This is a genomic window from Protofrankia sp. Cj3 (genome assembly GCF_917627355.1).
Classification (GTDB): domain Bacteria; phylum Actinomycetota; class Actinomycetes; order Frankiales; family Frankiaceae; genus Protofrankia.
Window position 1 is genome coordinate 1 of the sequence record NZ_CAKJTR010000056.1, and the last position, 7,512, is coordinate 7,512.

Here is a 7,512-nt window from a genome sequence, read left to right on the forward strand (position 1 = left end):
CAGGGGACGCGGCGTCGCGGGGGTACGGCGTGTCTGCTGGATCTTCGATCGCTTCGCCCCCCGCCCGAACACTTCACGTCCGCGCGGGTCCCTGCTCGCCATGCCCAGAAAGCGTCCTGCCGCGTGGGCGGAGTGCCCCAGCGCCCGCACCAAGCGGAAAAAGCCGACCCGCGCCATACAACCGCCGGGCCGGGCCGTCAGCGTCGGGGCGCGCCGGGATCCCTGGGTCGATAGCCGCCTGCCAGGCCGATGAGCGTGAGGACGGCCACCGCGACAACGATGATCGAGATACCTTCGCCATAACGCTGGCCCTGGAGCAGGCCGACGGCGACAGGAAAGCACAACAGTTGTACAACAACAACGGGTGAACGCGCCCACCACCGCCCGGCCAGCAGCGCCCGCCCCAGCAGGCAGAGCCCGGCGCCGGCGGCGATGGCGAACAGACCACCGATCTCGGCCCGGCCGCGGTCGCCGGTGCCCGCACCGAAACCCCGCACGATCAGGAACATCCCGAGACCGACAAGCGCGAGCCCCTCGACGCTGAGCAACACCACCGCGGCCGGCAAGGCGTGCGCGGCATCCCGCGGACGAGCGCGGTACCGGTCGATCCTGGAAGGCACCCACCGACAGTACGTGGTCGCGTAGACGGCGGTGGCGGGCACATCCACCGGTGCTGCCCGATGTCCGCCGGTGGCGATGATTACGTCGTGACCGCCTGGCAAAGTCCAAGCAGCTACCGTGGACATCATGCGCGCGCTGCTGGTCGTGAATCCCATCGCAACGGCGACGACGCGACGCATCCGGGATGTGCTGGTCAGTGCGCTGGCCGCCGATCTCAACGTGGACGTCGTCATGACGAAGGGCCGGGGCCACGCCGCCGAGCTCGCTGAGCGCGCCGCTGACAACGGCCTCGGCCTGGTTGTCGCGCTCGGCGGTGACGGGACGGTCAACGAGATCGTCAACGGGCTGCTCCGCTCGGGGCCTGCCCCCGACGCCCCGGCCCTCGCGGTGGTGCCCGGTGGCAGCACCAACGTCTTCGCCCGCGCCCTGGGCTATCCGGCCGCCCCGGTGGAAGCGACGGGAGAGCTGCTGGAGGCCCTCCGAGAGGGCCGCAGCCGCCGGATCGGGCTCGGGCACGCGGCCTTCACCCGTTCCCCGGGTGCCAGCCAGTCCCGCTGGTTCGCCTTCTGCGCCGGCTTCGGCCTGGACGCGGCAGTGGTCGAGCAGGTCGAGCGCAAACGGGTACACGGCCGCCGCAACACCCCCGGGCTGTACTTCCGCTCCGCGCTCGGCCGGTTCGTCCGCAACACCGGGCGCCGCTGGCCCCTGATCAGCGTCAGCACAGGCGAGCCAGCTACATCCGACAAAACGAATAAAACGGGCACACATGCCCCGATAGAGGCCCAGCGCACTGCCCCGCCGGGCGATCCGGGCGATCCGGCATCGGTGCCGGATCAGGTGTTGATGGCCGTGGTGTGCAACACCGCGCCCTGGACGTACCTCAATGCGCGGCCGGTGCGTGCCTGCCCGGCCGCCTCCTTCGACAGCGGGCTGGACCTTGTCGGCCTGCGCCGGCTGACGGTGACCACGACGACCCGTAGCGTCCTGCAGATGCTGCACAGCTCCCGGGGACCTCAAGGCCGTCACGTCCTCGCGCTGCACGACGAGCCGCGGATCACGCTGACGGCCGCGAGGGCGATCCCGTTTCAGCTGGACGGCGAGTACATCGGGCCGCAGACGGAACTGACGGTCAGCTCCGTGCCCAAGGCCCTGCGCGTCATCGTCTAAGAGCGCCCGGCAACAGGGGACGCGGCGTCGCGGGGCTGGGGCTCCCCTCCCCCGTCAGGGTCCGAGCTTGCGGACAACCTCGGCCGGGTCATCGCAGATCACCGCGTCCACACCGGCGTCACGCAGCTGCTCGGCGTCGGCCACCGAGGCGACTGTCCAGGTGACCAGGCCCACGCCCGCCGCCCTGGCCCGTTCCGGCATCGTCGCGGAACCAAGCACGGACGACACGTGAGCGTGCAGCTCCTGGTGCCCCGCCGATCGCACATAGGCGATGCCGCCGGTCACCGACATCCGCGGCATGGCCAGGAAGGCCGTGCTCACGGCGATCCCGGCGTCGCGTACCGCCTCGATCGCGAACCAGTCGAACGAGGAGACCGTGACAGCCGACGAAGCCGCCGAAGCGGTGCTGGCGGCCCGGCCGAACCCACGAGCCCGCAGCAGGTCGATCAGGACCCGGGCGGTCTGTTCCCGCGGCGCGTCGAAGTCCGGCTGGCCCGGCTGGTTCTTGACCTCGAGAATGATACGGCCGCGGCCGTCCCATGCGTCAAGGATGTCGGTCAGCGTCGGCACCCCGAGGTCACTGAGTTCGCGGGTGGTCCGGCGGACGACGGCCCGACCGGTCAGCCGGCCCGGTATCCGGGCGTCATGCACGCACACCAGATCGCCGTCGGCGCTGCGCCGTACATCCACTTCGATACCATCGGCACCGGCGCGCAACGCGGCGTTCACTGCCTCGACCGTGTTCTCCGGGCCGGGCGTCCGGCTACCGCGATGACCAAGAACCTGCATGAACCAACGATGCCATCATAGCGGTGACCATGATGGGCAGGGACCTCTCAGGGGGATCCGCATAAGCGGAAAACCCTCTGGACGACGGCAGCCAAGGCCAATCCGGCATGTTTTCCAGATCCCCAGCGGATGTGTTCACTGGGCTAGCAGTGTTGGAGAGCCCATCTGTCAACGCCGTTCGACCCACCGCAAAGCGTGGTCCACCTGTGTCTCGCCGGGACAGGCGCAGGCTAGAAGGGCTGGGAAGCCACTTCCAGGTTCTTGCGCCCACGGCAGTTGCGGTGGGAGGGTGGCGAATGTCCGAGGTGGATGGACCACGTACACCTCGGGCTCACGCGCGAGGGTGCAGGCGGTCGAAAGATCGATGCTCCGCACGGATCCGGCATCCAAATGATTGTCGGGAAGTGCGGCACAACCGTAGCGGCTCGCAAAGCGTCTCACGTGCAGTGTGGCCCGAGACGAGAGAGGGAGTTGTACGCATGGACTGGCGCCACAGAGCGCTCTGCCGTGACGAGGATCCCGAGCTCTTCTTCCCGATCGGTACTACCGGTCCGGCTGAACGCCAGGTCGAAGAAGCGAAGGCCGTCTGCAGGCGGTGTGCTGTAACAAGTGATTGCTTGAGCTGGGCACTTGACACCGGGCAAGATTCCGGGGTTTGGGGCGGTTTGAGCGAGGATGAGCGCCGTGCACTCAAACGCACAGCGCGCACCCGAGTTCGCACCGCCTGATTACCTAGAACCACCGATCCGGCACGAGCCGCACGACGACTTCCCGGTTGGCCCGGATGTGATGGACCGGCCATGGGAGTGTTGCCGCGCGCTTTGATGCCATTCCCATCCGTATTCGTGCGGTCTGCGAACGGAATCATCAACACCCGCTGTACCGGGGGCGAGACAGCAGGGCATGGGGGGCCAGAACGGGGTGGGACGGCGCCAGGCACGGTGGTGCTGTACCCACCTCGACGGTCCGCATAACATCGATCTTCAAAAGAATTTTTCATACCCGCAACGGGATGGACAACAGGGCCTCCGTACCACGATCCGGTCCCGCCTGGAGCCGAATCGCTCCCTGCATCTCACCAAGCACGAGCTGGCGGACGATCTGGAGGCCCAGCCTGGGCGAGTGCTCCAGCTGGAAATCGTCGGGCAGCCCCGCGCCGTCATCGGCGACCACCACATCCAGTCGATCAGCATCACGATGGACACGGAGTTCAATCATGCCAGCCGATCCTTCAAACGCATGTTCGACAGCATTCTGCAGAAGCTCGGAGAGCACCAGCGCCAGCGGCGTGGCGAGTTCGCCGGGCAATCGCCCGAACGATCCCTTGCGGGTCGTGTTGGCGCGGGTCCCGGTCGAAGCGAGATCAACGGTGACCGACGTGATCTGATCAGCGATCTCATCAAAAGGCACGGATTCGCCGAGACTCTGCGAAAGCGTCTCGTGAACCACGGCTATCGATGTCACCCGGCGCACGGACTCCCGCAACGCCAGCCGGGCCTCGTCCACCTTGGTCCGGCGCATCTGCAGCCGCAGCAGAGCCGCGACGGTCTGCAAGTTGTTCTTCACCCGATGATGGATCTCCCGGATGGTCGCGTCCTTGCTGAGCAGCTGCGCCTCCCGCCGGCGAAGATCGGAGACGTCACGGACCAGGACGAGCACCTCCCGGGTGGCACCGGGGAACAGCGGGATCGCGCGCAACAGCACCACCGTGCTGGCAACCGCGAGTTCCACCTCGACCGGCCGGCGGCGGCCGATCGCGTGCCAGACAGCGGGCGTGGTCGCCGGCAGATTCAGCGTCCGGTGCACCGAGCGAAGATCCTCACCGGTGACATTGCCGGTATAGCCAAGGCGACGATAGGCCGACAGCGCGTTGGGGCTGGCGAAGATGACCTTTCCTGAGCCGTCCAGTCGAAGCATCCCGTCCCCGACCCGGGGCGCTTCGGGCAGCTCGGCCGCGCTTCCCCGGAACGGGAAGGCCCCCTGCGCGATCATCAGTGCCAAGTTGTTCGCGCACTGCAGGTAGGCCGATTCCAGCGCGCTGGGCGTCCGGGTAGTGGCCAGATTCGTGTCCCGCGCCAGCACCGCGATCACCCGATCGGAGTGCAGGACCGGGATCGCCTCGGTCCGGACCGGTACCCCGCCGTCCCACTCCGGCTCGCCCTCACGGGCGATCCGGCGTTCCCGCCACGAGTTCTGCACCACCCATCTGTTGATCATGACGCTGCCGACCTCATCGTTGTGATAGGCCGTCGGTCCGGTGGTTGGCCGCACCTGCGCCACCACCAGAAACTCAGCCCCTGGACCGGATCCGCCGCGGGCCGCCGCGGCCCTGCTCGGAACCAGCAGCAACAGGTCCGCGAAGGACAGGTCGGCCAGCAGCGCCCAGTCAGCCACCAGAGCGTGCAGATGGTCGATGTCGTCCGCACCAAGATCGGTACTCTCGCGCAGAAGGTCCGCCAGCGTTCCCACAGAAGGCAGACTGCCAGACGTGGTGCCATCGCCGGAACGTGCGTCGCCTGTCGGTACCACGTTCGAACACCCGATCCCTCGTCAGCTCGCACCAGTCGGCCATAGGCTTCCGCTGTGCATCCCCCCGCAGGTCACACGGCCCACGACCCGCTCGCATGGTTGGTCAGCCATGCCCGCAGCCGGGAGGAGGCCGGGCTGCGGCGCGCTGTGCGCCCGCGCCTGCCCGGCGGGTGGGCCGCCGGTGACCCGCCCGGTCAGCTGGACCTGGCCGGCAACGACTACCTGGGGCTGTCACGTCATCCCGAGGTGGTCGAAGGCGGGGTGCGGGCACTACGGACCTGGGGTGCCGGCGCTACCGGAAGCCGGCTGGTGACCGGAACGACAGCCCTGCACAGCGACCTTGAGGACGCTCTCGCCAGCCACACCGGCTTCGCCTCCGCATTGGTCTTCGCCTCCGGATACGCGGCCAACCTGGGCGTCCTCACCGCGCTGACAGGTCCTGACGACCTGATCGTCTCAGACGAACGCAATCACGCGTCGCTGGTCGACGCCTGCCGCCTCTCCCGCGCGCGGGTGCTGATCGTCCCGCATACCGATGTCGAGGCGATCGACACGGCGCTGGCTGGGCAGTCATGGCGCAACGCTGTCGTCGTCACCGACTCGGTGTTCTCCGCCGACGGCGACCTCGCGCCACTGCCAGCGCTGCACAGCGTCACCCGGGCCCGCGGCGCGCTGCTGCTCGTCGACGACGCGCACGGCCTCGGTGTGGTTGGCCCGGGTGGCCGGGGAGCGCTCGCGGACGCCGGGCTTGCCGGCGAGCCGGACGTGGTGGCCACCGTCACGCTGTCCAAGGCACTGGGTAGCCAGGGCGGCGCGGTGCTCGGCCCGCCCGCGGTGCGCGCGCATCTGATCGACACTGCCCGTACGTTCATCTTCGACACCGGGCTCGCCCCAGCCTGCGCTGGTTCCGCGCTGGCAGCGCTCGAGCTGCTGACCGCCACGCCCGCCCTCGCCACCGCGGTACGGCGGCGAGCCGGCCAGCTCGCCGCGCTCACGGGTGCCCCCCACCCCGCCGGGGCCGTGGTATCGGTTGTGCTGGGCGAGCCCGGACGCGCGGTGGAGGCGACAGCGATCTGCCGGGCGCATGGTGTGATGGTCGGCTGCTTCCGTCCCCCGACCGTGCCGCCGGGGACGAGCCGGCTGCGGATCGCGGCCCGCGCTGACCTCACCGACGCTGACATGGCCCGCGCCGCCACCGCCTTCGCCGCCGCGCTGTGCCCACCGGCACTGGCTGCGCCCTGAGAGCGACCGGGCAGCAGGGGAGGAGGCTGCGGCGGCGTGGGGCTGGGGACGCGCCTCGCGTCGTTGCCCTCGGCCGACGCCCAGCGCATCCGGTGCTTCCCCGCGCAGCCTCGCGATCCATCCACCCGGACGCCGTTGCCTGATCGAACGCCCTACCGCCGGAGCCTCTCATGACAGTGATCATGGTAACCGGGACCGGGACCGGTGTCGGCAAGACCGTTGTCACCGCCGCCGTAGCCACGCTGGCCCGTGACCGGGACGCGGACGTCGCCGTGGTGAAGGTCGCCCAAACCGGTCTCGGACCTGGTGAGCCCGGCGACCTCGAGCACGTACGGCAGCTGTCCGGCATCGATGATCTACACGAGTACGCCCGTTTCCCGGCTGCGTTGTCGCCGGCCGCGGCGGCCCGGCTCGCGCGGCGCCCGCCGGTGGCACTCACCGACGTCGCCCGGCGAGTGGCCGGCCTCGCCCGGGGCCGCCGGCTTGTCCTGGTGGAGGGCGCGGGCGGGCTGCTGGTTCGCTATAACGATGACGGCGCCACCCTGGCCGATCTCGCCCGCGCGCTGGCAGCGCCGGTACTGCTGGTCAGCGAGGCAGGCCTCGGCACGCTCAACGCCACGGCCCTGACGCTGGAGGCGCTGGCCCACCGTGGGCTGGAGCTGGCCGGTCTGGTCATCGGTTCCTGGCCGCCCGATCCGAACCTCGCCTGCCGGTCGAACATCAGCGACCTGGAGATGCTGGCTGCCCGCCCGCTCGCCGGAGCGCTCCCGGCCGGGGCCGGCGCGGCGGATGCGGTGTCCTTCCAGGACACCGCCCGAGCATGTCTCGCACCGGCGCTCGGCGGTACGTTCGACGCTCATGAATTTCGAAAAAGGCACAGCCCGTGACAAACATACCAATAGCAGGTGTCGAATGATTGTTCACGGACCGACGGATCGGGCTCGGCTGAGAACTATCGCCGGCGGGCGAGCGTGAGCCTCGGCCGGTGTGCGAGCGTCCACCGTGGGGAAACGAGTCCAGCCGAGCGTGGGCCCGTCCCCGCACCGCCTCATCTCCGTACCTTCAGACGAGTCGAGGTCCGCGTCGGACCACAGGGAGACCACCGTGCCGCCATCGTCAGCGACCGTCCCGCCCACGGCTGAACCGCCCACGGCTGAACCGCCC

Annotated in this window: 7 protein-coding genes; 4 read left to right on the forward strand and 3 right to left on the reverse strand. The window is 69.4% G+C overall.

What is annotated here, in order from left to right; genetic code table 11:
- Positions 1–197 precede the first annotated feature (197 nt).
- The gene (locus MJ783_RS10015; protein ID WP_239310113.1) at positions 198–749 is read right to left on the reverse strand and encodes a hypothetical protein; all 552 of its coding nucleotides are present in this window, start codon (positions 747–749) and stop codon (positions 198–200) included.
- On the opposite strand from MJ783_RS10015, the gene MJ783_RS10020 reads away from it, so the two are divergent.
- Entirely contained in the window at positions 748–1,788 is a 1,041-nt protein-coding gene (locus MJ783_RS10020; protein ID WP_239310133.1) for a diacylglycerol kinase family protein, read from the forward strand. The two genes, MJ783_RS10015 and MJ783_RS10020, sit on opposite strands and share 2 nt — an antisense overlap.
- 54 nt (positions 1,789–1,842) lie before the next feature.
- Here the strand turns inward: MJ783_RS10020 and MJ783_RS10025 are convergent, their stop codons facing one another.
- Positions 1,843–2,577: a glycerophosphodiester phosphodiesterase gene (locus tag MJ783_RS10025; RefSeq protein ID WP_239310114.1), complete on the reverse strand. Its 735-nt coding sequence runs from the start codon at positions 2,575–2,577 to the stop codon at positions 1,843–1,845.
- A gap of 479 nt (positions 2,578–3,056) precedes the next feature.
- On the opposite strand from MJ783_RS10025, the gene MJ783_RS10030 reads away from it, so the two are divergent.
- Positions 3,057–3,305 carry a WhiB family transcriptional regulator gene (locus tag MJ783_RS10030; protein ID WP_239310115.1) on the forward strand — a complete coding sequence of 83 codons (249 nt, stop codon included), beginning with the start codon at positions 3,057–3,059 and terminating at the stop codon, positions 3,303–3,305.
- Between the two features lie 268 nt (positions 3,306–3,573).
- On the opposite strand, the gene MJ783_RS10035 is transcribed toward MJ783_RS10030, so the two are convergent.
- Entirely contained in the window at positions 3,574–5,046 is a 1,473-nt protein-coding gene (locus MJ783_RS10035) for a sensor histidine kinase (protein ID WP_239310116.1), read from the reverse strand.
- A gap of 114 nt (positions 5,047–5,160) precedes the next feature.
- On the opposite strand from MJ783_RS10035, the gene MJ783_RS10040 reads away from it, so the two are divergent.
- Positions 5,161–6,348 (forward strand): 8-amino-7-oxononanoate synthase, encoded by a 1,188-nt coding sequence (locus MJ783_RS10040; protein WP_239310117.1) that lies wholly within the window; start codon positions 5,161–5,163, stop codon positions 6,346–6,348.
- A gap of 170 nt (positions 6,349–6,518) precedes the next feature.
- Positions 6,519–7,235 (forward strand): dethiobiotin synthase, encoded by a 717-nt coding sequence (gene bioD, locus MJ783_RS10045; protein ID WP_239310118.1) that lies wholly within the window; start codon positions 6,519–6,521, stop codon positions 7,233–7,235.
- Positions 7,236–7,512: the final 277 nt, after the last annotated feature.